We start from the raw sequence: 26,174 nt of genomic DNA, 5'->3' as shown, positions 1-26,174 counted from the left end.
CGGAGCACTGGCTCTAACCCACAAGGTCGAGGCCGAAGCCCCGCATTTAGGGATGGTAGGTGACTCCGCTTCCTTGGCTGGCTACCCAGAAGATAGGGCAGTGCAATCATACAAGGGGTGGTTGACCAATCGTTGCACAGCCGGAAAAGGCCGTCATGTCGAGCCCCGCGAGACATCTCGCGTGCTGACGCCCGATAGTAATTTCTAGCTCTAGCTTTTCAACCACCCCTAGCCCAGAGCTACGCTCGCCCCCTTCATGCTCCCGCATTCGGGCGTCAGCTGAGGAGGGGAACTAGCTTCTAGATGGGGCCTACTTCCCGAAGCGCCGGCCGTCGAAGCGCAGGGTGAGCTGACGGGTGGGCAGCGCCCGGCGGTAGCCCCAGCGCTGCAGCAGCCGGGCGGCTTCGTCGTCGGGCTCGAAACGCTCGAAGCCGAGCAGATCCAACTGCAGCTCCTGACGCCGGGCGTCGAAGGTCATCGGCACGTTGCACAGGTTCAGGCTGGCCGCATTGGCAAAGGCGGGAATGTCGAGCAGCAGGTAGTCGCCCTGCAGCTTCACCACGCGCGCCTCGTAGTCCAGGCAGCCCGCGCTGCCCTTCTGGGTGCCAAGCAGCAAATACAGCCTGCGGCCGGAGCTGGACAGCGGGTAGACGGCGAAAAACGCGCTGTGGACGGCCAGCGAGTAGGCAAAGCGCTGCCCCGCCCGATTTTTCCACTGCAGCACCGGGTGGCTGATGGCGCCGTGGGGGTTGCCCGTGTCGTAGTCGAAGGTGTACACCCGCAGCTCGGCCGCGTCGCCCGGGGCGGTGGCCGTCCGGGCCAGCCCCAGCCACCGGGCGTCGGCTGCCGACACGTCGTGGCGTTTCAGGTAGGCCACCAGTTGTCGGGTGGTGCCTTCCAGCTGCTCCGCGCCGGTCCCGTCCTGGTCCTCCCGCTGGATGAGGGCCAGCTGCCGCCGCAGCTCGGCCGCCAGTGGGTCGGCGGGGGCCTGCTGGGCCCGCCCTGCGGTGGTGCTTAGGCTGAGGGGCAGCACGAGCAGGCTCCGGTAGATCCAACGTTTGCGCATGAGCTACTGACCGTTCCGGCAAACGTAGGCGCCGCTGTAGGGCAGGCATTTTCGCCGGGTTATTTTTTCAAAGCTACAGCCCGCAAGCCGCCCCAGTTCCGTTTTCTGGCGTGGAGAGCTGCAGCTGCTTCGAAGCTTCCCTACTTGCGCGGAGCAAGCGCAACGTCCGTGGCCCATTGGCGCAGTAGCCGCGAAAATCCGGTGCGCGGCTACTACCTACTCGGGTAAGCGCCCGGCTGCGCCTTACCCGCAGGTTACCCTGGTGGGGCCGCCGTACGGTCGGGTTTCGCGTAGGGGGAAGCTGCACCCCGCTTACTGCTGCCGCCATGCCCGAAGCCCTCCGCCCCATCCTGCCCCCCGGCGCCCCCGTAGCCGACTGCCTGCTGCCCGACGGCACGCGCTTGTCGGAGCGCCGCGGGCAGCCCCTGATACTTGCCTTTGCCTCCCGCGAGTGGAACCCCGCCCAGGCCTACCAGAGCGCCATTTTTGCCCGCCTGGTGGAGGAGTTCGACGCCGGGGCGGCCTTCGTCGACGTGCCGGCCGACAGCTGGCAGGCCCTCGACGCGCACGGCGACGTAGCGGCCCATTTCGGGGTAGCCGGGCAGCGCGCCCTCGTTCTGCTCGACGAGCAGGGTCGCCTGCGCTGGCAGGTGACGGTGGCGCCGGGCCAGGAAATCCAGCCCGGGCAGGTACTGGCCGCCCTCGAAGCCCTGCGCCCCGCCCCGGCCACGGACGGCGCGGCGTCGGCCCCCCCCCCGTCCCCGGCGGCGCCCTCTCCCGCCGCACCTTCCTCACCGCCACCCTGGCCGCCGCCGCCCTGCTCCTACTGACCGGCACCGCGGCCGAGGCAGCCGAGGCCCCCGCAGCCGCCCCGGCCGCCCCCAGCCCACGGCCCGCCGACGAGCTGCGGCCCGTCACGCTGCGCATCAACGGGCAAAGCCACCGCCTGCAGCTGGAGCCCCGGGTGATGCTGCTCGATGCCCTGCGCGAACAGCTGCACCTGACCGGCACCAAGAAGGGCTGTGACCACGGCCAGTGCGGGGCTTGCACCGTGCATATCGACGGGCAGAGCGCCCTTTCCTGCCTCACGCTGGCCGTGATGAGCGAGGGCCGCGCCATTACCACCATCGAAGGACTGGCCCGGGGCGAGGAGCTGCACCCGGTGCAGGAGGCCTTCGTGAAGCACGACGCCTTTCAGTGCGGCTACTGCACGCCGGGGCAGATTATGGCGGCCACCGCGCTGGTGCAGGACCGGCAGCAGCGCTCGGCCGCCGAAATCCGCGAGGCCATGAGCGGCAACCTCTGCCGCTGCGCCGCCTACGCCAACATCATTGCCGCCATTCAGGAGGCCCAACGCGCCTAACCTTCCGCCCAACCCGCCGCCAGCCCATGCACCCGTCTCAGTACCAACGCGCCACCGACGCTACCCAGGCCGTAGCGGCCGTAGCCGCCCGGCCCACGGCCGCCTTCGTGGCCGGCGGCACCTCCCAGCTCGATTTGATGAAGGAAGGCGTGCTCCGCCCCGATTTGCTGGTCGACGTGACCCCGCTGGCCCTGACCACCATCAGCCCCCTCGACGGCGGCCTGCGCCTGGGCGCGGGCGTGTCGAACACGGCCGCGGCCCTGCACCCGGAGGTGCAGCGGCGCTACGCGGCCGTGAGCGAAGCCCTGCTGGCCGGGGCTTCCACCCAGATTCGCAACATGGCCAGCCTGGGCGGCAACCCGCTGCAGCGCACCCGCTGCCCCTACTTCCGCGACCCGGCCCAGCCCTGCAACAAGCGGGAGCCGGGCTCGGGCTGCGCGGCCCTGGGCGGCTACAACCGCGTGCACGCCATCTTCGGCGCCTCCGATAAATGCGTAGCCACCCACCCCAGCGACTTGGCCGTGGCCCTCAGCGCCCTCGACGCCCGGGTGCAAACCACCGGCCCCAACGGCCCGCGCAGCATCCCCTTCCCCGAACTGCACCGCCTGCCCGGCGACGCCCCGCAGCAGGACACCACGCTGGCCCACGGGGAGCTGATTACCAGCCTCGACCTACCGGCTTTCGACGGCCGCTCGCACTACCTGAAAGTGCGCGAGCGGGCCTCCTACGCCTTTGCCCTAGTGTCGTGCGCGGTGGCGCTGGAGATGGACGGCAAGAAAATCCGCCGGGCCCGCGTGGCGCTGGGCGGCGTGGCCCACAAGCCCTGGCGCCTGCCGGCGGAGGTGGAGGCTATGCTGACCGGCAAGAAGCCCGGCGAAAAGCTGTTCCGCGCCGTGGCCGACAAAGCCTTTGCCGAAGCCAAACCTCTCGAACACAACGCCTACAAAATCCCCATGGGCCGCAACCTGCTGGTGCGCGCCCTGCTCGAAACCAGCGGCCTGCAGCCCCTGCAGGGCCCGGCCGGCACGGCCTTCGCCGCCAGCGTGGGCGGCGTCAGCGGGGAGGTGGCCGCGCGCTGATAGCCGCAATTACCCTATCGATTGCCCAGGGTTTAAACCCTGGGCTAGTGAGGGGCAAACGGCCGCGCTACTTCCCTACCGATTGCCCAGGGTTTTAAACCCAGGGCTGGTGAGGGGCGGCGGCCCAACGAACAATTTTCTTTTCCGCAAGAACCCGCGTCTTACCCGACTCCCCATGGTAGAAAATACCGGAAAACCGCTCGACCGCGTGGATGGTCGGCTGAAAGTCACCGGCGCGGCGCGCTACAGCGCCGAGTGGGACGTGCCCAACCTGGCCCACGCGGCCGTGGTGAGCAGCACCGTGGCCCGCGGCAGCGTGCGCGCCCTCGATACGGCGGCGGCCCGGGCGGCGCCCGGCGTGTTGGCCGTGCTCAGCCACGAAAACGCCCCGCGCCTGCAGCCCCTGCCCGAGAAGGTGGGCGGCACGCTGTTTCGGGGCGAGGGCGGCATGACCGAAACCCGCCAGCCCCTGCAGGACACCGCCGTGCACTACGCCGGCCAGCCCCTGGCCGTGGTGGTGGCCGACACCCTGGAGCGGGCCCGCCACGCCGCCTCGCTGGTGCGCGTGACCTACGCCGAGCAGCCCCCGGAGCTGACCCTGAAATCGGTCAGCCAGCGCAGCCTGCCCGAAACCTTCGTGGGCAACAAGGACGAAAAGCTGCAAGTGACGGTAGGCGACCCGAAAGCGGCCCTGGCCGCCGCCCCGGTGCGGCTGGAGCGGGTGTACGAGTCGGCCATTACCCACCACAACCCCATCGAGCCCCTGGCCACCATTGCCCGCTGGGAGCAGCGCAACGGGGGCGAGTTCCTGACGCTCTACGACACCTCGCGCGGGGTGGAGAACCTGCAGGAAGTCATGGCTACCTCGCTGGGGCTGCCCAAGGAGAGCGTGCAGGTGATTTGCCCGTTTATCGGCGGGGCGTTCGGGGCCAAGGGCTGGCTGTTTGCCCCGCCCCTACTCACGGCCATGGCCGCCCGCCTGGCCGGGCGCCCGGTGAAGCTGGAATGGCGGCGGCAGGACATGTTCAGCGTGGCCGGGCAGCGCGCCGCCACCCACCAGACGCTCAGCCTGGGCGCCTCCCGCGACGGCAAGCTCCTAGCCCTGCAGCACGACACCCAGACCCACGCCTCTATCATGAGCGGCTACACCGAGCCCTGCGCCCGCGTGTCGCGGATGCTGTACGCGGTGCCCAACCTGGGCTTCTCGCACCAGCTGGCCCACCTTCACCTGCCCTCGCCCTGCCCCATGCGCGGCCCCGGCGAAACCGTGGGCGGCTGGGCCCTCGAGTGCGCCATGGACGAGCTGGCCGCCGAGCTCAGCCTGGACCCGGTGGAGCTGCGCCTGCGCAACTACGCCGACAAAAACCCCGAAACCGGCAAGCCCTGGTCGAGCAAGCATCTGCGCGAGTGCTACGAGCGGGGTAAGGCCCTCATCGGCTGGGACCAGCGCAACCCCAAGCCGCGCGCCATGCGCGAGGGCAACCAGCTCGTCGGCTACGGCATGGCCACCACCATGTACCCGGCCGCCCGCCGCCCCGCCGAAGCCCGCGCCACCCTCTTTGCCGACGGCCGCGCCCTGGTGCAGAGCGCCACCCACGAGCTGGGCAACGGGGCCTACACCATCTTCCGCCAGATCAGCGCCGACGGCCTGGCCCTGCCCCTGGAGCGCGTGCGCTTCGAGCTGGGCGACTCCGCGCTGCCGGCCGCGCCCACCAGCGGGGGCTCGGCCACCACGGCCACCATCGGCCCGGCGGCGCTGGAAGCCTGCCGCAACGTACTTACGGCCCTCAAGCGCCTAGCCATTCAGCAGGCCCAGTCGCCGCTGCACGGTGCCGCCGAAGACGCCATCGAAGCCCGCGACGGGCGGCTGGTGCTCAAGGCCGACGCCAGCCGGGGCGAGGACTACGCCGCCATTCTGCGCCGGGCCAAGCTGCCCTTAGTGGCGGCCACGGCCTCGGTCAAGCCCGGCGAGGAGCGGGAGCAGTACTCGTTCTATTCCTTCGGGGCGGTGTTCGTGAAAGTGCGCGTCGACGAGGCCAGCGGCTCCATCCGCCTGGCCCGGCTCTGCGCCGTGTACGACGTGGGCCGGCTGATGAACCCCAAAACCGCGCACTCCCAGATTATCGGCGGGGTGATGATGGGCCTGGGCGCTACGCTCATGGAGGAAACCCAGTACGATGCGCGCACCGGTCGCGCCGTGGTGCGCAACCTGGCCGACTACCACGTGCCCAGCCTCGCCGACACGCCCGACATCACCGTGGAGTGGCTCGGCATCCCCGACCCGCACATCAGCGAGCTGGGCGCCCGCGGCATCGGCGAAATCGGCTGCGTGGGCACGCCGGCAGCCATTACCAACGCCGTGTACCACGCCACCGGCCAGCGCCTGCGCAGCCTCCCGCTCACCCCGGACAAGCTGCTGCGGGGATGAAGAAGCCAAGCAACTAAGATAACCAGAACGTCATGCTGAGCCCCGCCGAAGCATCTCTACCGCTCCGTTGTTCGGTAAAGATGCTTCGGCGGGCTCAGCATGACGTTCTGGTGTGCCGTGCAAACGTCAGCACGCGAGATGTCTCGGCAAGCTCGACATGACGTTGATTTCTTGGCTGCTCTATTGTTCTGCAGCGCCCCTTACGCCGCGCCCAGGTCGGAGGTCTTGATGCGGGCGTCGAAGCTAAACGGCTCCCGGGCCACGATGCGGATGCGCTGGAAGTCGGGGTGGCGGCTGTGCAGCAGGTAGTTGCTTTCCTGCGGCACGATGGACGAGGGCACGCGCAACACGGCCGAGCGGCGCGCCTCGTACCAGGCGCTGCCCAGGGGCTGGCAGAGGGCGTAGCGGCTGGCCTTGGCCCAGTCAGGCGGCAGCTCGGTCAGCAGCACTTCTTCCACCAGCAAGTCGTCGGGCACTTCGATGACGAGTACCCGAAACTGCTCGTTCAGCCCCTCGCCGCTGCGGTGCACCACGTTTTCCAGGCAGGCCAGGGCCCGGCTGCTGGCGCAGTAAATGACGAACTGGTCCTTGAAATTCCAGCGGGCCCGGTAGCCGGAGGCAAACAGGCCGTCGGCGTACTTGGCCAGGCAGATGCGGTAGAGCAGCACGGCCTACGACAGGTCGCCGTGGGCAATGCGCTGCAGCTCCTCGGCCACCAGGTCGATGCCGCCACTGGTTTCGAGCAGGCGCAGGGGCACCTCCTGGTCGAGGCCGTGGGCGGGCTTGTCGAGCCAGCGCAGGAAGGCGTCGGCCTGGCCGAATACCTCCACGCCGAGGTTGTAGAGGGCAATAATCTTGAGCGTCTTTTCGCTGCTGGCGGCGCTCAGGGGCCGGTTTTCCTGCGAGTAGCTGCGCAAGGTCTTGGTCGACAGCTCGTAGATGGCCTCCAGCTCGTTGGGCTGCAGCTGGTAGGCCTGGGCCACCTCAAAGGCCGTGGCCGCGGGCACGCCCTTGCGGGCTTCGAGCACCAAGGCGAAGGAGTCTTTGCCGGTGCGGCCCCAGGCCGCCCATTTCTTGCGCAGGGCCACGGGCAGGGCCGTCGTCGGATCTTTGGGTTTGAGGCTGGCGGTGGCCATAGCGGGCGGGTGTTTTGACGAACGAAACTTAGGGAAATTTTTCCTTTTAACGCGGAAATTTTTCTTTTGGGTTCCAATCTTTCAGGAACGCTCACACTGAAGAACGGTCATCCTGAGCAACGCGAAGGACCTTCCTCTCACCCTGCGCCGCCGCTGCCAACAACATGCAGACGCTACTCCGCCAGACCGATAGCAGCACAGCTACCTTACCCGAACGATTGAGCGGTGGCGGCTGCGCTTTTCGGCCGTGCATGGTTTGAGGAAGGTCCTCCGCTCTGCTCAGGATGACGTGCTGGCTTGGCCGTTTCAAAAGTTGCAATAGTCCTCCGTGCCCGTCAGCTGGGCCCAGCGGGCGGAGAGTAGCTTGGCGTAGGGCACCGCGGCCAGCCCGTAGGCCCCGATGGCGTAGCCCTCGTTGGCCTCCACGATGACCGTGGCGCCGGTGTCGGTTAGGCCGAAGTCCAGGGCGTAGCCGTGGGGCGCGTCGGCATAGGCGGCCACGGCCTGCTCCACCACCGGCCGGCTGGGGGCCTGGGCCCAGTCGCCGCGGTAGAGGCGCAGGTCGAGGATGCGGCCGTAGCGCACGAAACAGCGCCACTCGGCCAGGAAGCGCACCGGCTCGGCGCACCATACGGCCGTATCCTGGCCCTGGGTGCCGCAGCCCACCAGGTCGCGGGGGCTGCGCACCAGCACGCCGGTAAACTGCTTGAGCGCGTGCACGGGCTTCACGAACACCGGCCACTGCTCGGGCGCGGCGGCCACGGCGTCGAGGGTGCTCTGCCAGAGGCGGCGGCCCAGAAACGGGCGCAGCGCGGGCGGGTAGCTGGCCTCGGCGGGCACGGCTACGCCCAGCTGCCGCAGCGCCGTTTGCACCGAGCCGATGGGGCCCACCACCACGTCGGCGGGCTCCCGGCCGGGCAGCGCCAGGGCTTCCAGCTCCGCGGTTTGCCGGAAGGGCACGATTTCCCAGCCCATGTGGCGGAAGCCGTCGAGGGCCACGAAGCTGTTGGGGTTCGACCAGTGGCCGTCGGAGTCCTGGTGGATATAGGCGCGCATGGGCAGTGGCATGAAAACGCCCGCGCGGCCGCTGATTCAGGGCAGCAGCCGCGCGGGCGGGAAGATGAAAGCGGCGTTAGCGGGGCTGCAGGGCCTGAATCTGCTGGCCGAGCACCTCCACGATGCGCAGCATTTCGGCGTGGGTGGACTCCTGGTACGCCCGGGCGTTGGCGCTGTCGGCGGTGTCTTCCCAGCCGGCCAGCGCGGCCAGGGTTTCCAGCCGCTGCACCGAGTCCTCGATGCGGGCGTAGATGGCCGCCCACAGCTCCTGGTTCCAGCGCGGCTGCTGCACCAGGGCCACGCGCAAATCCAGCAGGCTCATCACCACGGCCGCCAGCTGCCCGAGCAGCGCCGACTCGGAGGCGCGGAACGGCCGGGGCTGGTAGTCAATCACGCACAGCACCCCGATGGGCTGCCCGTCGGCGGTGCGCAGGGTGTGGCCGGCGTAGAAGCCCAGGTGCAGGTTCTGGACCAGGCCGGGGTTGATGAGGGCGCAGGGCTCGGCGTGCAGGTTTTCGAATACCGTTACGCCCTCGCCCAGCAGGGCCACCGAGCAGAGCGTTTCCCAGCGGTTCACGCGGTCCATGTCGGCGGGCAGGCCGTGGTTGAGCCCGAAGCGCACCTGGTCCTCCTCCACCAGGGCCACGATGCAGACGGGCACGTGGAAGAGCTTGGCCGTGAGCCGCACCAGCTCGGCGAAGGTTTCGTCCTGCATGGTGTTCAGGAGCTGGTACGGGCGCAGGGCCTGCAGGCGGGCCGCCTCGTCGAGCGGCAGCGGGTGCGGAGCGGGAAACATCATCATGGCGGCAACCATTCGGCCGCGGGCAGAGGTGCCGGCGGGTCGGCGCAAAGATAGCCGATTCGCACCTTGAAAAGATGCCCGGCCGGCCCGCGGCGGCTACACGCAGGACGGCCGCGCCGGGTCGAGGTAATCCAGTTCGCTGGCTTCGAACAGTTCCTCCAGTGCCTCCCAGCCCGCCTCGATTTTGAAGTCCCGCTCGGCTTCGGTTATTGGCAGCAGCCAGTAGCTGGCCACGGGGCCGGCCTCCGTGCGCCACAGCTGCAGCTCCAGCCCATCCAGGTACGGCAGCGAAATGTAGCCGTGGTCACAGCGGGAATCGTCCAGCCAGGGCTGCCCGAAGTTTACGGTATGATACACGCCCAGCGGGGCCACGTTGCGGTGGTACGACGCCGCGGCCACCAGCAGCTCCACCACGTCCATATCGGCGCGGGGCGCGAACAGGTGCAGTTCGAGGGCCTCCCCGGGTAGCCCCAGCGACATGCCCAGGGTGGAATAGACCCAGAAGTGATGCGTCCCGCCCGGCTCGAACTCCACCACCCGGAAATCAGGGTGCAGCTTTTCCGTCGGGCCCAGCTCCCACTTGATGCGGCGGCCGGCCGCCTGCCACTGCCCTTCCAGGTGGCGCTGCAGCTCGTCGAGGTTGTATTCCATCCGCCTCAGCCCAGCACGGCCGCCACCGGTACCTGCGGGTGCAGCACCATAAACACCAGCTCCTGCAGGATGTCGGCCTCCGACATGGAGCCCGACTCCACGCCTTTGCTCTGCAGATCGGCCCGGCGCAGCAGGCGGATAATGTCGCGGGTGCGCTGGTACGGAAACACCTTCAGCGCCTGCTGGTACTCTTTCTGGGCGTACGGGTTGGCCACGCCGATGCGCTTCCAGTCGGCCGGCGAGGGGTTCGGCAGCGTGTGCAGCTGCAGGAGGCGCAGGAAGAAGTTGAACAGCAGCGTCAGGTTCGGAATCAGCGGGTTGTCCTTGGGGTTCAGGGCGAAGTGCTGCACGATGCGGTTGGCCTTGAGCACGTCGCGCATGATGAGGGCCTTCTGCAGCTCGAAGATGTTGTAGTCCTTGCTGATGCCCACCATGCGCTGCACCGTGGCCGCGTCGATGGGCTGGCCGGGCTGCAGGTTCAGCTCGATTTTCTGGATTTCGCCCAGCAGCCGGCCCAGGTCGGCCCCGATGTACTCGCTCAGCAGCTGCACGGCCTCGTCGTGGATGGGGCGCTGGCGCTGCTTCATGGTGGCCTGCAGCCACTGGGGCACCTGGTAGTCGCGCAGCTTGTCGGAGGTCAGCAGCACGGCGTGCTCCGTCATGAGCTTGCCGAGCTTCTTGCGCCCGTCGAGGGTTTTGTGCTTGTGGGCGAAGACCAGTACCGTGCTCGGCAGCGGGTTTTTCAGGTAGGCTTCGAGCATGGTCTGCCCGGCTTCGCCCTCCAGCCCCGGCAGGTTCTGGGCCTCCTTCACGATGACCACGGTGCGCTCGGCCATCATCGGGAAGCGTCGCGCCTGCCCGAGCACCGTCGGAATGTCGGTGTCCTTGCCGTAGAGCACCACCTGGTTGAAGCCCTTGTCCATTTCACTGAGGGCATTCTTCTCGATGAAATCGGACACCAGGTCGATGTAGTACGGCTCCTCCCCCTGCAGAAAGTACACCGGCTGAAACTGCCCCTTCTGGAGCTGCGGCATGATCTGGTCGGCGGACAGGGCGGGCATGGATTCGGATGGCTGAATGGTTAAATGGCTAAATGGTCGATTGTTCTTGAACGACCAGCCATTTAGCCATTCAGCCATTTAACCATTTAGCTCCGCAAAGGTACCTTTCGCTGCACATTCCGCCGCCTATGCTTTCGTCTGTTTCCGCTCCTGCTTTCCCCGCGGCTCGTCCGGGGCGCCTTGGCGCCGGGCTGCTGGCCGTGGCCGCCGCCAAGTTTCTCGGGCAGTTGCTGCTGTCGGGCCGCTACGGCCTGCACCGCGACGAGTACCTGTACCTCGACATGGGCCGGCACCTGGCCTGGGGCTACAAGGAAATTCCGCCGCTGCTGGCCCCGCTGGCCGGGCTGACCCGGGCCGTGTTCGGGCACAGCGTCGTCGGGGTGAAGTTTTTCCCGGCCTTGTTCGGGGCCCTCACGGTACTGCTGGCCGGGCTGATTGCGCGCCGGGCCGGCGGGGGGCGCGGGGCCCAGCTGGCGGCGGGCGTGGCCGTAGCCGTGGCGCCGGTGTATCTGGCCATGCACGGCCTGCTGCAGCCCAACTTCCTCGACGTGTTCTTCTGGACGCTCTACGGCTACCTCATCGTGCGCTTCGTGCACACCCACGAGCCGCGGCTGCTGCTCTGGCTGGGCGCGGCCATCGGGCTGGGGCTGCTGGCCAAGTACACCACCGCTTTTTATGTATTGGCCCTGCTGCTGGCCCTGCTGCTCACGCCCGAGGAGCGGCCCTGGCTGGCCACGCGCTGGTTTGCGGGCGGCGTGGCCCTGGCCCTGCTGATTTTTCTGCCCAACCTCGTTTGGCAGGCCACCCACCACTGGCCGGTGCTCGGGCACATGCACAAGCTGCAGGAAACCCAGCTCACCAACGTCTCGCCCCTCAGCTTCCTCGTCGAGCAGCTGCCCATGACGCTGGCCGGCGCCCCGCTCTGGCTGGCCGGGCTCTGGTTTGGCTTCACCCGCGCCGGCCGGCCCTACCGCCCGCTGGTGCTGGCGTACTTTTTCGTTATCGGCCTGCTGCTGTTGAGCCGGGGCAAAAACTACTACGCCGCCGCCGTGTACCCGCCGCTGATGGCCCTGGGCGCGGTGTACTTGGAGCGCAAAAGCCGCCCGCTGCTGCTCGGCGCCCTGGCCCTGGGCCTGCTGCTGACCCTGCCCCTGGTGCCCGCGCTGCTGCCGGTGCTGTCCGTCGAGCGGCTGGCCCGCTACGTGCGCGCCCTGCCCGTGCAGGCCCTCACGCGCTGGGAAGACGGCCGGCAGCACCAGCTGCCCCAGGACGTGGCCGACATGCAGGGCTGGGACGAGTACGCCCCGCTGGTGCAGCGGGCCCTGCAGCGCCTTCCGCCCCAGGAGCGGGCCCATTGCATCGTGTACGGCGACAATTACGGGCAGGCCGGGGCGCTGAACTGGTTCGGCCCGGCCCTGGGCCTGCCCCGCGCCTACACCCTCAACGGCTCCAACAGCTACTGGATGCCCGCCCCCGACTCCGTCACGGCCTTTATCTACGCCAACGAGGGCGACCAGCCCGAGGACCTCAAGCAGGCGTTCCGGACCATGGAAGTGGTGGGCCGGGTGCAGAACCCTTACGCCCGGGTGCGCGGCAGCGAGGTGCTGCTGTTTCGTCACCCCAAAGCCGATCTGCGCCCCTTCGTGCGCAAACGCATCCGGGAGGCGCAGGACGGGTTTGAATAAGCCCGATGCGGCGGCAGCGCCCCGGCCGCTTACCTTTGCGCCTTTCGTTTTTCGTGGCTCGTTTTTCGTCGTTCGACGCACGCCCGCTCCGAAAAACGAAAAACCAATAACGAAAAACGAAAATCCAGCATGTCCCTTATCGACGAACTGCGCTGGCGCGGCATGTTTCACGACATGATGCCCGGCACCGACGAGCACCTCAACGCAGGCGCGCCCGTCAGCGGCTACATCGGCTTCGACCCCACGGCGGCCTCCCTGCACATCGGCAACCTGGCCACCATCATGCTGCTGGTGCACCTGCAGCGCGCCGGCCACCGCCCCGTGGCCCTGGTGGGCGGCGCCACCGGCATGATTGGCGACCCGTCGGGCAAATCCGCGGAGCGCAACCTGCTCGACGAAAACACGCTGCGCGCCAACCAGGCCGGCATCCGCGCCCAGCTGGAGAAGTTCCTCACCTTCGACGACTCGCCCACCGGCGCGCTGGTCGTCAACAACTACGACTGGTTCAAGGACTTCGGCTTCCTGCAGTTTCTGCGCGAAGTGGGCAAGCACCTGACGGTAAACTACATGATGGCCAAGGACTCGGTGAAGCGCCGCATCAGCGGCGGGGGCGAGGACTCCGGCGCCGAGGGCCTAAGCTACACCGAGTTCAGCTACCAGTTGCTGCAGGGCTACGATTTCCAGCACCTCTACAAGACCCTGGGCGTGACCCTGCAGATGGGCGCCTCCGACCAGTGGGGCAACATTACCACCGGCACCGAGCTGATCCGGCGCATGTCGGGCGGCGAGGGTAAAGCCTACGCCCTCACCGGCCAGCTCATCACCAAGGCCGACGGCACCAAGTACGGCAAGTCCGAAACCGGCACCGTCTGGCTCGACCCGCTGATGACCTCGCCCTACCAGTTCTACCAGTTCTTCCTCGGCGCCGCCGACGCCGACGTGCCGCGCCTCATCCGCGTGTTCACCCTGCTGAGCCAGTCGGAAATCGAAGCCCTGGAGGCCGAGCACGCCCAGGCCCCGCACCTGCGCACCCTGCAAAAGGCCCTGGCCCAGGACGTGACCATCCGCGTGCACGGCCAGGCGGCTTACGAAGCCGCCGTGGCCGCCTCCCAGGTGCTGTTTGGCGGTGGCGACCTGGCCTCGCTCGACGAAGCCACCCTGCTCGACGTGTTTGCCGGCACGCCGCAGGTGGAAGTGCCCCGCACCGCGCTGGCCGAGCAGAACGTCATCGGCCTGCTGAGCGAAGCCAGCGGCGGCGCCATCTTCCCCAGCAAGGGCGAAGCCCGCAAGATGATTCAGGGCGGCGGCGTGAAGCTGAACCGCGAAAAGACGGCCGTCGAGCAGCAGGCCGCGGAAGTGCCCCTGCTGCTGAACAAGTACATCGTCGGCCAGAAAGGCAAGAAGTACTTCCTGGTCAAAATCACGGATTAATCACGGATTCGTGCGGATTTGACGGATTGCACGGATTTCGTGGACGATTCCGTTCCGTAGTTCAGCCCCCGTTCGGTTGCCCATCGGACAACAAAAAGGCCCTGCCGGTTGCGGCAGGGCCTTTTTGTTGTCCTGATCAGACGAATCCACCCAGCTGCTATTTCCGGGCAGCTGAGCACTTAGGACTTCGGGGCTGAATCGTCCACGAAATCCGTGCAATCCGTCAAATCCGAAATAATCCGTGATTATTTCTTCTTGGCCGGAGCGGCTTTCTTAGCGGCAGCCGGAGCAGCGGCGGCTTTCTTAGCCGGAGCAGCCTTGGCGGCGGGAGCAGCGGGCTTGTCGGCGCCGGCGCTGTTCTTGGTGTTCTGCACCTCGGTGCGGATTTCCTGCGCCAGGTTCTTCAGCTCCTGCATGCCCTTGCGTACGCGGGTGCCGGCAGCCGAATTGCTCTTGTCGTAGAATTTCTCGAAGTCAGCTTCCAGCGAGTGAACCAGGTCGCGGAGTTTGCCAAAATTGTTAGCCATGAGAAAAGAGAGGGGGTTTGTGGTGTGAAACAAGGGTTTGACCGTGGCTAATATACGGGCATTTCAAATCAAAGCTAATTTTCGAAAAAATTTTTCAAGGCCGATTGCAGCCAGTACAGGGTGATTTCACCCCCCAAAATCTGCATTTTCAGTTTTTACCTCTCCCCAATTTCTCTCCGATAAATCCAAAAACAAAGCCACCCGCTGCATTAGCAGCGGGTGGCTTGGCGCGCGGGGCAAAACGGCGTTTTAAGCCGTTGCGGGCTGTTTCGAGTACAGGCCCTTGTCCAGCTTGGCGGCAATGGATTCGAAGGCGGCAATGGTCTGCTGCACGTCGTCCAGGGTGTGCACGGCCGTCGGGATGAGGCGCAGCATAATCACGCCCTTGGGCACCACCGGGTACACCACGATGGAGCAGAAAATGCCGTAATTCTCACGCAGATCGAAGGTTAGGGCCGTAGCATCGGGGATTTCACCGTTCAGCAGCACCGGCGTCACCGGGGTGGTGGTGGTACCGATGTTGAAGCCCTTCTCGCGCAGGCCCGATTGCAGGGCGCGCACGATGGTCCACAGGTTTTCCTTCAATTCCGGCTTAGTACGCAGCAGCTCCAGACGCTTCAAAGCACCCACTACCAGCGGCATGGGCAGGGATTTGGCGAAGATCTGGCTGCGCATGTTGTAGCGCAAATATTCAATTACCGGCTCGGGGCCGCCTACGAAGGCACCGATGCTGGCCATGGACTTGGCAAACGTCGAAAAATAAAGGTCGATACCAGCCTGTACGCCCTGTTCTTCGCCCGTACCGGCGCCCGTCGCGCCCATCGTGCCGAAGCCGTGGGCGTCGTCGACGAACAGGCGGAAGTTCCACTTTTCCTTCAGGGCCACGATGGACTTCAAATCGCCCTGGTTGCCCGACATGCCGAAGGCGCCCTCGGTGATGACCAGGATGCCGCCGCCCGTCTCGTCGGTGATGCGCTTGGCGCGCTCCAGCTGCTTTTCCAGGCCCGCCATGTCGTTGTGCGGGAAGACGAAGCGCTTGCCCGCGTGCAGGCGCACCCCGTCGATGATGCAGGCGTGCGACTCGGCGTCGTACACAATCACGTCGTGGCGCGACACCAGCGAGTCGATAATCGACACCACGCCCTGGTAGCCGAAGTTGAGCAGCAGCACGTCGTCCTTCTGGATGAACTCGGCCAGCTCTTTTTCCAGCTGCTCGTGGTAGTTGGAGTTGCCGCTCATGATGCGGGCGCCCATCGGCAGGGCCATGCCGAACTCGGCGGCGGCGTCAGCGTCGGCCTTGCGCACCTCGGGGTGGTTGGCCAGGCCCAGGTAGTTGTTGAGGCTCCAGGTCAGGACTTCCTTGCCCCGGAAAATCATGCGCGGCTTGATTTCGCCTTCGAGCTTGGGGAAGGTGAAGTAGCCGTGAGCGTAATGCGAATGGCTGCCGAGCGGGCCGCGGTTGGCGGCAATTCTCTCAAAAATATCCACGCGGGGTGTTTTTTGGGTGAGTAAGCGGGAAAAACCATTCGGCCCACGCCCAAAGCTGGCGCAGGCCAAATGCGGCGCAAGTTACGAAACGCCGTTGAGGCAACGAGCGTTAGGCGCCGCGATATTCGGCATGGCGAATGTAGCGCGGGCTTTAGCCCGTGTCCGCTAGATAGTAATCCACTTCAACCGCACGGCAGTGGTTCACCGACAATCGGGCCGCCAAACGCGGGCTAAAGCCCGCGCTACAGTCGGCCATACCTATTACTTTCGGCCTTCCAATCCCTCTGCTCCCTCCCCTTGCCCCATCCGGCATGAAGAAAATCACCAAGCTCCTCGTCGCCAACCGCGGCGAAATTGCCCTGCGCGTGCTGCGCTCGGCCCGCGAAATGGGCCTGCAAACCGTGGCCATCTACTCCGAAGCCGACCGCAACGCCCTGCACGTGCGCTACGCCGACGAAGCCGTGTGCGTGGGGCCGCCCGCCTCCAAGGACAGCTACCTGCGCGGCGACAAAATCATCGAAGTCTGCCAGCAATTGGGCGTCGACGCCATTCACCCCGGCTACGGCTTCCTCTCCGAAAACGCCGATTTCGCCCGCATGGTGACGGAAGCGGGCATTACGTTCGTCGGCCCCTCGCCCGAGGCCATGAACATCATGGGCGACAAGCTCTCGGCCAAGCAGGCCGTAAAGGCTTATAACATTCCGCTGGTGCCGGGCCTCGACGAGGCCATCAGCGACGTGCAGGAGGCCAAGCGCGTGGCCGAGCAGGTGGGCTTCCCGGTGCTCATCAAGGCCTCGGCCGGCGGCGGCGGCAAGGGCATGCGCCTGGTCCACCAGGTGGCCGATTTCGAGGAGCAGATGCAGCTGGCCGTCAACGAAGCCACTTCGGCTTTCGGCGACGGGTCGGTGTTCATCGAGAAGTTCGTGACCGGCCCGCGCCACATCGAAATCCAGGTGCTGGGCGACGAGCACGGCAACATCGTGCACTTGTTCGAGCGGGAATGCTCCATTCAGCGCCGCCACCAGAAGGTGATTGAGGAAGCCCCGTCGTCGGTGCTCACGCCCGAGCTGCGCGCCGAAATGGGCCGCTGCGCCGTCGACGTGGCCCGGGCCTGCAACTACACCGGGGCCGGCACCGTGGAGTTCCTGCTCGACGACCAGCGCAACTTCTACTTCCTGGAAATGAACACCCGCCTGCAGGTAGAGCACCCCGTGACGGAAATGATTACGGGCCTCGACCTGGTGAAGGAGCAGATCAAGGTGGCCCAGGGCGAGCCGCTGAGCTTCCGCCAGGAAGACCTGAGCATCACCGGCCACGCCCTGGAGCTGCGGGTGTACGCCGAAGACCCGCAGAACAACTTCCTGCCCGACATCGGCCGCCTGCAAACCTACGTGCGCCCCCAGGGCCCCGGCGTACGCGTCGACGACGGCTTCGAGCAGGGCATGGACATTCCCATCTACTACGACCCGATGATTGCCAAGCTGGTCACCTACGGCGCCACCCGCCAGGAAGCCATTGCCCGGATGCTGCGCGCCATCGAGGAGTACCAGATTACCGGCATCGAAACCACCCTGGGCTTCGGCACCTACGTGCTCCAGCACCCCGCCTTCGTCAGCGGCAACTTCGACACGAACTTCATCAAGGACCACTTTCAGCCCAGCGTGCTGCAGCACACGCCCAGCCCCGAGCTGGCCCAGCTCGCCGCCGTGCTGGCGGCTAAGCTGCTCACCGAGCAGAAAGGTGCTGCCGGCGCTACGGCCGAGAATGGCGCGGCTACGGGCGGCGCGGCCGTGCCGGTGTCAAACTGGAAGAAGAATCGGTTGGCGGGACGATAGTTAGCGTATCGGCGCATGGATAAGCCGTTTTACCAGTTTCAGGTCATCGGGGCCGACGCTCGACGCTACACGTTTACCAGCGTTGGCCCCCGACCGGTGGATAAACTGGTGCTGTATTCTGAAACGGACATTCCCGACGTTTTCAACCTTGCGCTTGCCGATGTAGAGGCCGATGGGTCGTTGAGCTATACCTCCGTGCGCAACAACGGCGACCTAGAACGCATCCTGGCCACCGTGGCGCAGACCTTGCCGCTCTTTTTCGCGCAGTACCCTACGGCACTGGTAGCGTTTTCTGGCAGCACGCCCAGTCGCACCCGGCTTTACCAGATAGTGCTGGCGCGGGAGGTACAGGCCGTATCCGACGATTTCGTAATTTCGGGTTTACGCGGCTCCTCCCTTGAACCCTTCGTGCCGAACCAAGCCTACGACGGCTTCGTTGTGGCAATGCGAACTACTTCATCTGCCAGATCATGAAAGCCAAAGAAGCCAAAGTCATCTTACCGAAGCCCGAGAAGCCAATTGGGGCTTTCGCATCAGAAACGGAATTTTTAGCAGCCAAGAAGAAGCAGTTCCAGGCGGTGTTTGGTCAGGTTGATTGGGAGAAGGCAAAGGCCCAATAGCCCTGCCGCCGTGCTGGCCGCCAAGCTGCTCACGGAGCAGAAAGGCGCCGGGGCGGCTGGTGGCGCGGCCGCGCCGGTATCGAAATGGAAGAAGAACCGGCTGGCGCGGTAGGGTTTCGGCTGATAGATTGTAAAAAAAACCGCCCGGCTGGTATCAGTTGGGTGGTTTTGTTTTACAGCCTTTCAGCAAGGCTATATACCAGATTTATGATAATTATATAATTTTATATATTCATTTTCATAATATTCCCAGTTGTCCATTATAAAGCAAAAATACTCATACATATCAAATGCCATACAAACAGTAGGAATATACTCATACTTCAACCTTTGATCATTAGCCGAAATCATTTTCTTTTTAAAAGACGGAGACCAAGCAGAGCTACTACCTATGAAATATTCAAACCTATCAACAAGAGGATATGAAATAGGCTGTCTTCCAATCAAAGAATGGGATGTCAACATACTTTTGAGCAAAGCAGATATATAATCATTAAATGGTGTTCTTTGCTTTGGGAATATGCATTCACCCGTTGTATAAAAGTCGTTATCCTTGCCTACACGGGACACAGCCTCTTCATATATATTCCACACTGAATTTTTAAAATATTCAATAAAATTACTATTAGAGGGTGTTTGTATTGCCAGTGCAGCTGTTGGCTCCCATGTAAACAAAAAATCCTTCTCAATCGGATTATTCTTAAAATAAGAAAGAGCCAATTTAAAAATGTTGCCAATATTATTATTGTAATAAAAATAAGTAGGGTCTTTAAAAATGCCCTGGCGATAATCAGGTATTTTATTATTAAGCAATTTACTTTCTGCTCTAATAGACAGTATATCAGTAAGCTCATTGTTCCTTGATATGAACAATTCAAAACCAACTACTTCATTACCTTTGTCGCCTTTAAGTATAATTACCAATGAGTTAATAAAGTATCCAAACATCTTCGGTTTAGAATTGGGCGGATAAAATTGTTCATGTCCGCACATAGGCTTATATATATAAGTTATTTCATTACTCACTTTAGCAATGTTAAATAATCCAAAATACACTTGATTATCATCACGATAATAGTAATCAAGCGAGAATGCAGGACCGTTTTTATTGTACAACTTTATGATTGCCCGCGGATTACAAATTCTAATTGGTTTGCGTTCAACCTCCATTATTCATTTTTTCATACTACACTACAAAGATATTACATTTTTTTGCAGTCTATCTCATTGACAACTAAAATAACCCGCTCAAATCCCGTACCCCAATCGGGCGCTCCACGGTGAAACCTTCCCCGAACTCCACCCCGATGGCGTGGCCGAACTCCCGGGCCCGGCCTTCCATGAAGTGCCAAAACTCCGGCGAGGAAATGTGGGTGTGCGGCTGTCCGTCGGCGGCCACGTTGAACTGCGAGCCGTAGGCGGCCACCGAGGCGCGCTTGGTTTCCCAGTGGGCCGAAATATCCACCACGAAGTCGGGCTTGATGTAGCGGTCCTGGATGAAGTGGTACACCCGGCCCGGCCGCCAGGCGGCCTGGGGCTGCCCGTCTTCCGCCAGCGTCTCAATCATGCGCAGGCCGGCGAGGAAGCAGGCCTCGGAGGCCAGCTGGGAGCCGCGGCCGTGGTCGGGGTGCCGGTCGTGAATGGCGTTGCAGAGCACTATATCGGGCTGGTAGCGGCGCACGGCCCGGATGATGGGCAGCTGATGCTCCCGGTCGTTGCGGAAGAAGCCGTCGGGCAAACCCAGGTTTTCGCGGGCGCTAATGCCCAGAATGTCGGCGGCGGCCTGGGCCTCTTGGGCGCGGGTTTCGGGCGTGCCGCGGGTGCCCAGCTCCCCGCGCGTGAGGTCCACGATGCCTACTTTCTTGCCTTGCGCAATGGCCGCGGCGATGGTGCCGCCGGCGCACAGCTCCGCGTCGTCGGGGTGCGAAGCCAGTACCAGAATGTCGAGTTTCATCATTTTCGAATTGTCAAATTGCTGAATGGATAAATGGCTGGTCGTTCTGAACTGCATGTATCAGAACGACCAGCCATTTATCCATTCGACCATTTAGCCATTTATTTGATCCGAATCGTGCGGCCGACGCGGAGGGTGGATTTGCTGGTCAGCCCATTCAGGCGGCGGATCTGGGCCTGCGAAACGCCGTGCTTGTCGGCAATTTCGGAAATGGTGTCGCCGGAGCGGATGCGGTACGACACGGTGCGGCGGGCGGCCGTGGGCTGGCCCGAGCGGGCGGCGCGGGCCTGCACGGCGGCGCGCATGCGGGCGGCCTGCCCGGCGTAGTTAAACAGTGCCGCCGTGATTTCCAGGTTTTCCTTGCGCAGCTGATACTCCGGGAAGTCGTAAATCTCCTCGGGGTTGATGGGGTTGCCCTCGTAGCGCACTTCGTAGTGCAGGTGCGAGCCGGTGCTGCGCCCGGTGCTGCCGCCCTTGCCAATCAGGTCGCCGGCCTTCACGAAGGTACCCGGCTTCACCAGCTGCTTGCTCAGGTGGCCGTACACCGTCTCCAGGCCGTTGTAGTGGCGCACCACGATGTAGTTGCCGTAGCCGCCGCCGTCCCAGTTCACCACGCGCACCACGCCGTCGAAAGCAGCCTTCACCGAGTCGCCGGTTTCCAGGTCGAGGTCCACGCCGTAGTGCCAGCGGTAGCCGCGGAAGCGGAAGCCGGAGGTGACGGGCGTGGTGTTCAGCGGCATCTTGGCCATGCGGTTGCGCGCCGGGTCGGTCAGGTGCAGCAGCAGGGTGTCGCGGTAGCGGCTCGGGTCGCGGCGGTAGGGGTTCACGTAGCGGGTGTCCCAGATGGAATAGTAGCCCGCCACCTTGATCCAGGAGGAGTCGATAAGCACTTCCTCCGACATTTCCACAATGCTCTGCGTACCCAGGTTGAGCGTGCTGGTATCCTCGCTGACGATGCTCAGCGGCTTGGCCGGCTTAAACACCGACTTGGCGGCCTCCGAATTCTCGTCCGGCAAATCCACCGTCTCGATGACCACGGAGGTGTCGGGCCGTACGTAGCGAATCTTGGGAGCCTTGATTTTGAAGAAATCCTTGGGAGTGCCGGCTTTGGCCTTGGGGCGGGGCGCACGGCGGCGCTGCGCCTGGGCCGCATCGGGGCTGAAGCTCAACAGTAGAGCCAGCAGCCCGAGCAGCCAGAATTTGAATGCGTTTGACAAGTGCAATGGGACTGGGTGGACGTCCCCGCGGGCCACGCTCCGTGGCGCAGCCCTCGGGAGCCCGCAAAGGTACGGAAGGCAAGCAAAACGGGCCGCCCTGCCCCAAAGGCAAGCCGGCCCGTTGCAACGGCCAAATCCAATTTTTAGTATTCTGCCGGGTCTGTCATGGCGAGCCAGCGAGACATCTGGGTCAGTTTCGTGGAACGGCTGCCCTCAGATGCCTCGCTGGCTCGCCATGACAGGGCATCCTAATGCACGCCCAGCGCCGCCAAGTACCGCTCGGCGTCCAGGGCGGCCATGCAGCCGGTGCCCGCGGCCGTTACGGCCTGCCGGTACACGAAGTCCTGCACGTCGCCGCAGGCAAACACGCCGTCGACGTTGGTTTTGCTCGTACCGGGAATGGTCTTGAGGTAGCCCTGCTCGTCGTGGTGCAGGTACTCGCGGAAAATGGCCGAGTTCGGCTCGTGCCCGATGGCCACGAAGAAGCCGTGAATCGGAATTTCGCGCGTCTCGTGGGTCAGCAGGTTTTTCACCCGCACTGCTTCCACGGCGTGCTCCCCGAGGATTTCGTCGGTAGCCGTGTCGAACAGCACCTCAATCTTGGGGTTGTCAAGCACGCGCTTCTGCATGATCTTGGAGGCGCGCATCTCCCCTTTCCGCACCAGCATGTACACCTTGTTGCACAGGTTGGCCAAGTAAGTAGCCTCCTCGGCCGCCGTATCGCCGGCGCCCACGATGGCCACGTCCTTACCGCGGTAGAAGAACCCGTCGCACACGGCGCAGGCCGACACGCCCGAGCCGTTCAGCCGGGCCTCCGACTCCAGCCCCAGCCACTTGGCCGAAGCCCCGGTGGCAATGATGACGGAATCAGCCGTCAGCGTGTGCTTCTCGTCGATGGTCACGCGGTGCGGGTGGCCCGAAAAGTCCACCGAGGTGGCAATGCCGTAGCGGATATCGGTGCCGAAGCGGGCGGCCTGCTTTTTCAGGTCCTCCATCATTTCCGGCCCCATGATGCCCTCGGGGTAGCCGGGAAAGTTCTCCACGTCGTTGGTAATGGTCAGCTGCCCGCCGGGCTGCAGGCCCTGGTACATGACGGGCGCCATGTTGGCGCGGGCAGCGTAGATGGCGGCCGTGTAGCCGGCCGGCCCCGAGCCAATAATCAAACACTTGACGTGTTCAGCGGCAGTATTCTCCATGAGTTGAAAATGCGAATTCCGTAAGGAGCGGCAAAGGTAAGCGTCACAGCACGACTGTAGCGCGAAGCTGTTCGGGAAGTCCCCAGAACGTCATGTCGAGCGAAGCCGAGACATCTCGCGTGCTGACGTCTGCTGGCAACCTCCTCGCTCAACGAGTAGAATACTATCGAGCGATATGTCTCGCGGGGCTCGGCATGACGTTCTGAGGACTTGAATAGCCAAACAAAAACCCCGACCGTAGGGCCGGGGTTTTCGTCGCTGGCAAAAACCAGGAAGGTTGCTTAGCCCAGGTACGGCTTCAGCGCCTTGCTGCGCGAGGTGTGGCGCAGGCGGCGGATAGCCTTTTCCTTGATCTGGCGCACCCGCTCGCGGGTCAGGTTGAACTTCTCGCCGATTTCCTCCAGGGTGAGCGAATGCTCGCCGTTGAGGCCAAAATACAGCGTAATCACGTCCGCTTCGCGCTTGGTGAGCGTGCTGAGGGCGCGCTGCACTTCCTTGCGCAGCGAGTCGTTCATCAGGCCCATGTCGGGCGACTCCTCGTCCTCGTTTTCGAGCACGTCGAGCAGGCGGTTTTCCTCGCCCTGCACAAACGGCGCGTCAACGGATACGTGGCGGCCCGAAATCTTCAGGGTGTCCACCACTTCCGAGGTGGTCAGCTCCAGTACTTCGGCAATTTCCTCCGGCGACGGCTCCCGCTCAAACTTCTGCTCCAGCTCCGAGAAGGACTTGCTGATTTTGTTCAGCGAGCCAACGCGGTTCAGGGGCAGACGCACGATGCGCGACTGTTCGGCCAGGGCCTGCAGAATCGACTGGCGAATCCACCACACGGCGTAGGAGATGAACTTAAAGCCGCGGGTTTCGTCGAAGCGCTTGGCGGCTTTGATCAGGCCGAGGTTGCCCTCGTTGATCAAGTCCCCCAGCGACAGACCTTGGTTCTGGTATTGTTTGGCCACCGACACCACGAAGCGGAGGTTGGCCTTGGTGAGCTTTTCCAGCGCCTGCTGGTCGCCTTCCTTGATGCGTTGCGCCAGCGTTACCTCCTCGTCGGGAGTGAGCAGATCGACCTTGCCAATCTCCTGGAGGTACTTATCCAGCGACTGGCTTTCGCGGTTGGTAATCTGCTTGCTGATTTTAAGTTGTCTCATTGTAGACGGGCGCGAAGGGTAAAAAGGTGCAGGTTGGTCTTGTTGAGAGAGTTCCTAACGTGAACCTCGGTCAGATGAGGCTAACAGCCGCATCCGACCGAAAGTTCGCGCCGGGGATTATGGCCTTCCTACGGCGAATGAGGTACTAGCGGTTGAAACGTTCCGGACGTTCACCACGCTCGGGGCGCGGCCCCCGATCCGGGCGCGGGCCGCGGTCGGGCCGGTCACCGCGCTCCGGGCGCTCGGGGCGCTCCGAGGGCTCCACGTAGCCTTCCGGCTTCGGCATGAGGCTCTTCATCGACAAACGGAATTTGCCAGTTTTCTTGTCAACTTCCACCAGTTGCACTTTCACTTCCTGGCCCACCGTCAGCACGCCTTCCAGCGAGGGCAGACGGTCATAGCTCACTTCCGAGATGTGCAGCAGGCCGTCTTTGCCGGGCATGAACTCCACGAACGCGCCGTAAGCCTGGATGGAGCGCACCGTGCCGCTGTAGGTCTCGCCCACCTCGGGCGTAGCCGCGATACCGCGGATACGACCTACCGCGGCCGCCATGTCGTCGGCGTTCGAGGTGTAGATGTACACGTGGCCCTTCTCGTCCTTCTCCTCGATGGTGATGGTGGCGTTGGTGTCCTTCTGGATCTGCTGCACCACTTTGCCGCCCGGGCCGATGATGGCGCCGATGTACTCCTTGTCGACCAGAATCTTCGTGGAGCGCGGGGTGTGGGGCTTCAGGTCAGCGGCCGGAGCAGCCAGGGTCTTGTTCATCTCGCCCAGGATGTGCAGGCGGCCTTCGCGGGCCTGGTGCAGCGCCTTGGTCAGGATTTCGTTCGACAGGCCCTGGATTTTGATGTCCATCTGGCAAGCCACGATGCCCTTCTCGGTGCCGGTGACTTTGAAGTCCATGTCGCCGAGGTGGTCTTCGTCGCCGAGGATGTCCGACAGCACGGCGTACTCGCCGGTTTCCTTGTCCTGCACCAGACCCATGGCAATGCCCGAAACGGCCGCCTTGAGCTTGATACCGGCGTCCATCAGCGCCAGCGAAGAGGCGCAGACGGTGGCCATCGACGAGGAGCCGTTCGACTCCAGGATGTCCGACACCACGCGGATGGTGTAGGGGTTTTCGTCTTCCGACGGCAGCACCTTTTTGATGGAGCGCATGGCCAGGTTGCCGTGGCCGACTTCGCGGCGGCCGGGGCCGCGGTTGGGCTTCACCTCACCGGTCGAGAAGGCCGGGAAGTTGTAGTGCAAGAGGAACTTGTTGTAGCCCGACACCATGGCCGAGTCCACAATCTGCTCGTCGAGCTTGGTGCCCAGGGCCACCGAGGTCAGCGACTGGGTTTCGCCGCGGGTAAACAGGGCCGAGCCGTGGGCACCGGGCAGGTAGTTCACCTCCGACCAGATGGGGCGGATTTCCGTCAGCTGACGACCGTCGAGGCGGGTGCGCTCCTTAATCATCATGTCGCGGATGGCCTTCTTCTCGGCCGAGCCGTAGTAGCGCCCGAACATTTTCAGGTCCAGCTCCGGGTTGTCGGCCAGCAGCTTTTCCAGCAGCGGCTTCTTGATGGCGCCGAAGCCTTCCTTGCGGCCCGACTTGCTCGGGTTGCCAGCCTTAGCCACTTCATACGCAGCCTGATACACGGCTTCGTTAATCTGCTGCTTCAGCTCCTCGTTCTCGTCGTACTTGGGGTACTCGCGCTTCACGTGCGACTTCTCCACGGCCTGGCCGAGTTCCTGCTGCACGCGCACTTGCTCCTTGATGGCCTCGTGGGCGTAGGCAATGGCTTCCACCATTTCCTCCTCGCTCACTTCGTTCATCTCGCCTTCCACCATGGCCACCGAGTCGATGGTGGCACCCACGATGAGGTCGATGTCGGCGCGGGCAATGTCGGCGGTCTTGGGGTTGATTTGCAGCTGGCCGTCGATGCGGGCGACGCGCACTTCGGAGATGGGGCCAGCGAAGGGAATATCGGATACCGACAGGGCGGCCGACGCGGCCAGGGCGGCCAAGGCATCGGGCTGCACGTCCTTGTCAGCCGAAATCAGGGTAATCATCACCTGCACCTCGTAGTGATAGTCCTTGGGGAACATCGGGCGCAGGATGCGGTCTACGAGACGGGATACCAGCACTTCGTAGTCCGACAGGCGGCCTTCGCGGCGCTGGAACGAGCCGGGAATCTTGCCGGCACCGCCGAATTTCTCCTGGTAATCCACCGACAGCGGCAGGAAGTCCACGCCTTCGCGCTGCGAGGGCTGCGAAACGACCGTGGCCAGCAGCATCGCGTCGCCGAGGCGCACCACGACGGCGCCGTCGGCGAATTTGGCCAGCTTGCCGGTTTCGAGGGAAATCTGCCGACCGTCGGGCAGGGTAATGTGTTTGGTAACCGCGTTGTAAGGAGGCATTCCTTCAGGGGTAGCTTGGGGTTGGAACAGCGT

The 26,174-nt window shown here is 64.0% G+C and carries 23 protein-coding genes and 1 pseudogene; 9 read left to right on the top strand and 15 right to left on the bottom strand.

Features of this window, described 5'->3' with window-relative positions; translation table 11 throughout:
- Nucleotides 1–310 precede the first annotated feature (310 nt).
- Nucleotides 311–1,066 carry a hypothetical protein gene (locus EJV47_RS23450; protein WP_126695639.1) on the bottom strand — a complete coding sequence of 252 codons (756 nt, stop codon included), beginning with the start codon at nt 1,064–1,066 and terminating at the stop codon, nt 311–313.
- 326 nt (nt 1,067–1,392) lie between these two features.
- Between EJV47_RS23450 and EJV47_RS28765 the strand changes: the two genes are divergently transcribed.
- The 4 genes from EJV47_RS28765 to EJV47_RS23435 all read left to right on the top strand — a co-directional run bounded on the left by EJV47_RS28765 (nt 1,393) and on the right by EJV47_RS23435 (nt 5,936).
- On the top strand, nt 1,393–1,896 hold the full coding sequence (locus EJV47_RS28765; RefSeq protein WP_243651292.1) for a peroxiredoxin family protein: 504 nt from the start codon (nt 1,393–1,395) through the stop codon (nt 1,894–1,896).
- 74 nt (nt 1,897–1,970) lie between these two features.
- Nucleotides 1,971–2,429 carry a (2Fe-2S)-binding protein gene (locus EJV47_RS23445; protein ID WP_341539277.1) on the top strand — a complete coding sequence of 153 codons (459 nt, stop codon included), beginning with the start codon at nt 1,971–1,973 and terminating at the stop codon, nt 2,427–2,429.
- A 26-nt stretch (nt 2,430–2,455) separates the two neighbouring features.
- Nucleotides 2,456–3,508: an FAD binding domain-containing protein gene (locus EJV47_RS23440; protein ID WP_126695638.1), complete on the top strand. Its 1,053-nt coding sequence runs from the start codon at nt 2,456–2,458 to the stop codon at nt 3,506–3,508.
- A gap of 175 nt (nt 3,509–3,683) precedes the next feature.
- A complete protein-coding gene (locus tag EJV47_RS23435) occupies nt 3,684–5,936 on the top strand; it encodes a xanthine dehydrogenase family protein molybdopterin-binding subunit (RefSeq protein ID WP_126695637.1) in 2,253 nt (750 codons plus the stop codon).
- Nucleotides 5,937–6,136: 200 nt separating this feature from the next.
- On the opposite strand, the gene EJV47_RS23430 is transcribed toward EJV47_RS23435, so the two are convergent.
- From EJV47_RS23430 to holA, 6 genes are all read right to left on the bottom strand, one after another.
- The gene (locus EJV47_RS23430) at nt 6,137–6,604 is read right to left on the bottom strand and encodes an RES family NAD+ phosphorylase (RefSeq protein ID WP_126695636.1); all 468 of its coding nucleotides are present in this window, start codon (nt 6,602–6,604) and stop codon (nt 6,137–6,139) included.
- Nucleotides 6,605–6,607: 3 nt separating this feature from the next.
- Nucleotides 6,608–7,072, bottom strand: a complete 465-nt coding sequence (parS, locus tag EJV47_RS23425) for a type II RES/Xre toxin-antitoxin system antitoxin (protein WP_126695635.1) — start codon at nt 7,070–7,072, stop codon at nt 6,608–6,610.
- Between the two features lie 306 nt (nt 7,073–7,378).
- Nucleotides 7,379–8,128 (bottom strand): ATP-grasp domain-containing protein, encoded by a 750-nt coding sequence (locus EJV47_RS23420; RefSeq protein WP_126695634.1) that lies wholly within the window; start codon nt 8,126–8,128, stop codon nt 7,379–7,381.
- Between the two features lie 76 nt (nt 8,129–8,204).
- Nucleotides 8,205–8,930 carry a GAF domain-containing protein gene (locus tag EJV47_RS23415; protein WP_165903904.1) on the bottom strand — a complete coding sequence of 242 codons (726 nt, stop codon included), beginning with the start codon at nt 8,928–8,930 and terminating at the stop codon, nt 8,205–8,207.
- Nucleotides 8,931–9,026: 96 nt separating this feature from the next.
- Complete coding sequence (locus EJV47_RS23410) at nt 9,027–9,581, bottom strand: suppressor of fused domain protein (RefSeq protein WP_126695632.1); 555 nt, start codon at nt 9,579–9,581, stop codon at nt 9,027–9,029.
- A gap of 5 nt (nt 9,582–9,586) precedes the next feature.
- Nucleotides 9,587–10,642, bottom strand: coding sequence for a DNA polymerase III subunit delta (gene holA / locus EJV47_RS23405; RefSeq protein WP_126695631.1), 1,056 nt, complete (start codon nt 10,640–10,642; stop codon nt 9,587–9,589).
- 128 nt (nt 10,643–10,770) lie between these two features.
- Between holA and EJV47_RS23400 the strand changes: the two genes are divergently transcribed.
- Nucleotides 10,771–12,327, top strand: coding sequence for a glycosyltransferase family 39 protein (locus EJV47_RS23400; RefSeq protein WP_126695630.1), 1,557 nt, complete (start codon nt 10,771–10,773; stop codon nt 12,325–12,327).
- 129 nt (nt 12,328–12,456) lie between these two features.
- Nucleotides 12,457–13,758 (top strand): tyrosine--tRNA ligase, encoded by a 1,302-nt coding sequence (gene tyrS, locus EJV47_RS23395; RefSeq protein ID WP_126695629.1) that lies wholly within the window; start codon nt 12,457–12,459, stop codon nt 13,756–13,758.
- 350 nt (nt 13,759–14,108) lie between these two features.
- On the opposite strand, the pseudogene EJV47_RS29050 reads toward tyrS, so the two are convergent.
- Both EJV47_RS29050 and EJV47_RS23385 read right to left on the bottom strand, forming a co-directional pair.
- Nucleotides 14,109–14,285: pseudogene (locus tag EJV47_RS29050) on the bottom strand (histone H1); the annotation flags it as partial.
- Between the two features lie 249 nt (nt 14,286–14,534).
- Nucleotides 14,535–15,773, bottom strand: a complete 1,239-nt coding sequence (locus tag EJV47_RS23385; protein WP_126695627.1) for an aminotransferase class I/II-fold pyridoxal phosphate-dependent enzyme — start codon at nt 15,771–15,773, stop codon at nt 14,535–14,537.
- 311 nt (nt 15,774–16,084) lie between these two features.
- Here EJV47_RS23385 and accC point away from each other — a divergent pair, with 311 nt between their 5' ends.
- Genes accC through EJV47_RS28225 form a run of 3 tightly spaced genes read left to right on the top strand, consistent with a single transcriptional unit; the run spans nt 16,085 to nt 18,228 of the window.
- A complete protein-coding gene (gene accC / locus EJV47_RS23380) occupies nt 16,085–17,608 on the top strand; it encodes an acetyl-CoA carboxylase biotin carboxylase subunit (RefSeq protein WP_126695626.1) in 1,524 nt (507 codons plus the stop codon).
- A gap of 15 nt (nt 17,609–17,623) precedes the next feature.
- Nucleotides 17,624–18,082 carry a DUF6934 family protein gene (locus EJV47_RS23375; protein WP_126695625.1) on the top strand — a complete coding sequence of 153 codons (459 nt, stop codon included), beginning with the start codon at nt 17,624–17,626 and terminating at the stop codon, nt 18,080–18,082.
- Complete coding sequence (locus EJV47_RS28225) at nt 18,079–18,228, top strand: hypothetical protein (protein WP_165903903.1); 150 nt, start codon at nt 18,079–18,081, stop codon at nt 18,226–18,228. The genes EJV47_RS23375 and EJV47_RS28225 overlap by 4 nt, the downstream gene beginning before the upstream one ends.
- Nucleotides 18,229–18,420: 192 nt before the next feature.
- Here the strand turns inward: EJV47_RS28225 and EJV47_RS23370 are convergent, their stop codons facing one another.
- The 6 genes from EJV47_RS23370 to pnp form a co-directional block, all read right to left on the bottom strand.
- A complete protein-coding gene (locus EJV47_RS23370) occupies nt 18,421–19,344 on the bottom strand; it encodes a PX domain-containing protein (RefSeq protein ID WP_207895977.1) in 924 nt (307 codons plus the stop codon).
- Between the two features lie 118 nt (nt 19,345–19,462).
- Nucleotides 19,463–20,182, bottom strand: a complete 720-nt coding sequence (gene bshB1 / locus EJV47_RS23365) for a bacillithiol biosynthesis deacetylase BshB1 (protein WP_126695648.1) — start codon at nt 20,180–20,182, stop codon at nt 19,463–19,465.
- Between the two features lie 101 nt (nt 20,183–20,283).
- Nucleotides 20,284–21,399, bottom strand: a complete 1,116-nt coding sequence (locus EJV47_RS28970; RefSeq protein ID WP_279389074.1) for a peptidoglycan DD-metalloendopeptidase family protein — start codon at nt 21,397–21,399, stop codon at nt 20,284–20,286.
- A 248-nt stretch (nt 21,400–21,647) separates the two neighbouring features.
- The gene (gene trxB / locus EJV47_RS23355) at nt 21,648–22,595 is read right to left on the bottom strand and encodes a thioredoxin-disulfide reductase (protein WP_126695623.1); all 948 of its coding nucleotides are present in this window, start codon (nt 22,593–22,595) and stop codon (nt 21,648–21,650) included.
- 281 nt (nt 22,596–22,876) lie between these two features.
- Nucleotides 22,877–23,740 carry a sigma-70 family RNA polymerase sigma factor gene (locus EJV47_RS23350; RefSeq protein ID WP_044513580.1) on the bottom strand — a complete coding sequence of 288 codons (864 nt, stop codon included), beginning with the start codon at nt 23,738–23,740 and terminating at the stop codon, nt 22,877–22,879.
- Nucleotides 23,741–23,885: 145 nt separating this feature from the next.
- Nucleotides 23,886–26,141: a polyribonucleotide nucleotidyltransferase gene (gene pnp, locus EJV47_RS23345; RefSeq protein WP_126695622.1), complete on the bottom strand. Its 2,256-nt coding sequence runs from the start codon at nt 26,139–26,141 to the stop codon at nt 23,886–23,888.
- Nucleotides 26,142–26,174 lie beyond the last annotated feature (33 nt).

Source organism: Hymenobacter gummosus (assembly GCF_003970915.1).
Classification (GTDB): Bacteria; Bacteroidota; Bacteroidia; order Cytophagales; family Hymenobacteraceae; genus Solirubrum; species Solirubrum gummosum.
Note: the sequence above shows the minus strand (reverse complement) of the source record. Positions and strands in the feature narration are given on the sequence as shown.

Bases quoted from the DNA above. Each gene is read 5' to 3' on its own strand.
- EJV47_RS23420 (WP_126695634.1), bottom strand. From the start codon at position 8,128: ATGCGCGCCTATATCCACCAGGACTCCGACGGCCACTGGTCGAACCCC.
- EJV47_RS28765 (WP_243651292.1), top strand. From the start codon at position 1,393: ATGCCCGAAGCCCTCCGCCCCATCCTGCCCCCCGGCGCCCCCGTAGCC.
- trxB (WP_126695623.1), bottom strand. From the start codon at position 22,595: ATGGAGAATACTGCCGCTGAACACGTCAAGTGTTTGATTATTGGCTCG.
- EJV47_RS23415 (WP_165903904.1), bottom strand. From the start codon at position 8,930: ATGATGATGTTTCCCGCTCCGCACCCGCTGCCGCTCGACGAGGCGGCC.
- EJV47_RS28225 (WP_165903903.1), top strand. From the start codon at position 18,079: ATGAAAGCCAAAGAAGCCAAAGTCATCTTACCGAAGCCCGAGAAGCCA.
- accC (WP_126695626.1), top strand. From the start codon at position 16,085: ATGAAGAAAATCACCAAGCTCCTCGTCGCCAACCGCGGCGAAATTGCC.
- EJV47_RS23410 (WP_126695632.1), bottom strand. From the start codon at position 9,581: ATGGAATACAACCTCGACGAGCTGCAGCGCCACCTGGAAGGGCAGTGG.
- holA (WP_126695631.1), bottom strand. From the start codon at position 10,642: ATGCCCGCCCTGTCCGCCGACCAGATCATGCCGCAGCTCCAGAAGGGG.
- EJV47_RS23375 (WP_126695625.1), top strand. From the start codon at position 17,624: ATGGATAAGCCGTTTTACCAGTTTCAGGTCATCGGGGCCGACGCTCGA.
- EJV47_RS23350 (WP_044513580.1), bottom strand. From the start codon at position 23,740: ATGAGACAACTTAAAATCAGCAAGCAGATTACCAACCGCGAAAGCCAG.
- EJV47_RS23450 (WP_126695639.1), bottom strand. From the start codon at position 1,066: ATGCGCAAACGTTGGATCTACCGGAGCCTGCTCGTGCTGCCCCTCAGC.
- parS (WP_126695635.1), bottom strand. From the start codon at position 7,072: ATGGCCACCGCCAGCCTCAAACCCAAAGATCCGACGACGGCCCTGCCC.
- pnp (WP_126695622.1), bottom strand. From the start codon at position 26,141: ATGCCTCCTTACAACGCGGTTACCAAACACATTACCCTGCCCGACGGT.
- bshB1 (WP_126695648.1), bottom strand. From the start codon at position 20,182: ATGAAACTCGACATTCTGGTACTGGCTTCGCACCCCGACGACGCGGAG.
- tyrS (WP_126695629.1), top strand. From the start codon at position 12,457: ATGTCCCTTATCGACGAACTGCGCTGGCGCGGCATGTTTCACGACATG.
- EJV47_RS23435 (WP_126695637.1), top strand. From the start codon at position 3,684: ATGGTAGAAAATACCGGAAAACCGCTCGACCGCGTGGATGGTCGGCTG.
- EJV47_RS23440 (WP_126695638.1), top strand. From the start codon at position 2,456: ATGCACCCGTCTCAGTACCAACGCGCCACCGACGCTACCCAGGCCGTA.
- EJV47_RS23400 (WP_126695630.1), top strand. From the start codon at position 10,771: ATGCTTTCGTCTGTTTCCGCTCCTGCTTTCCCCGCGGCTCGTCCGGGG.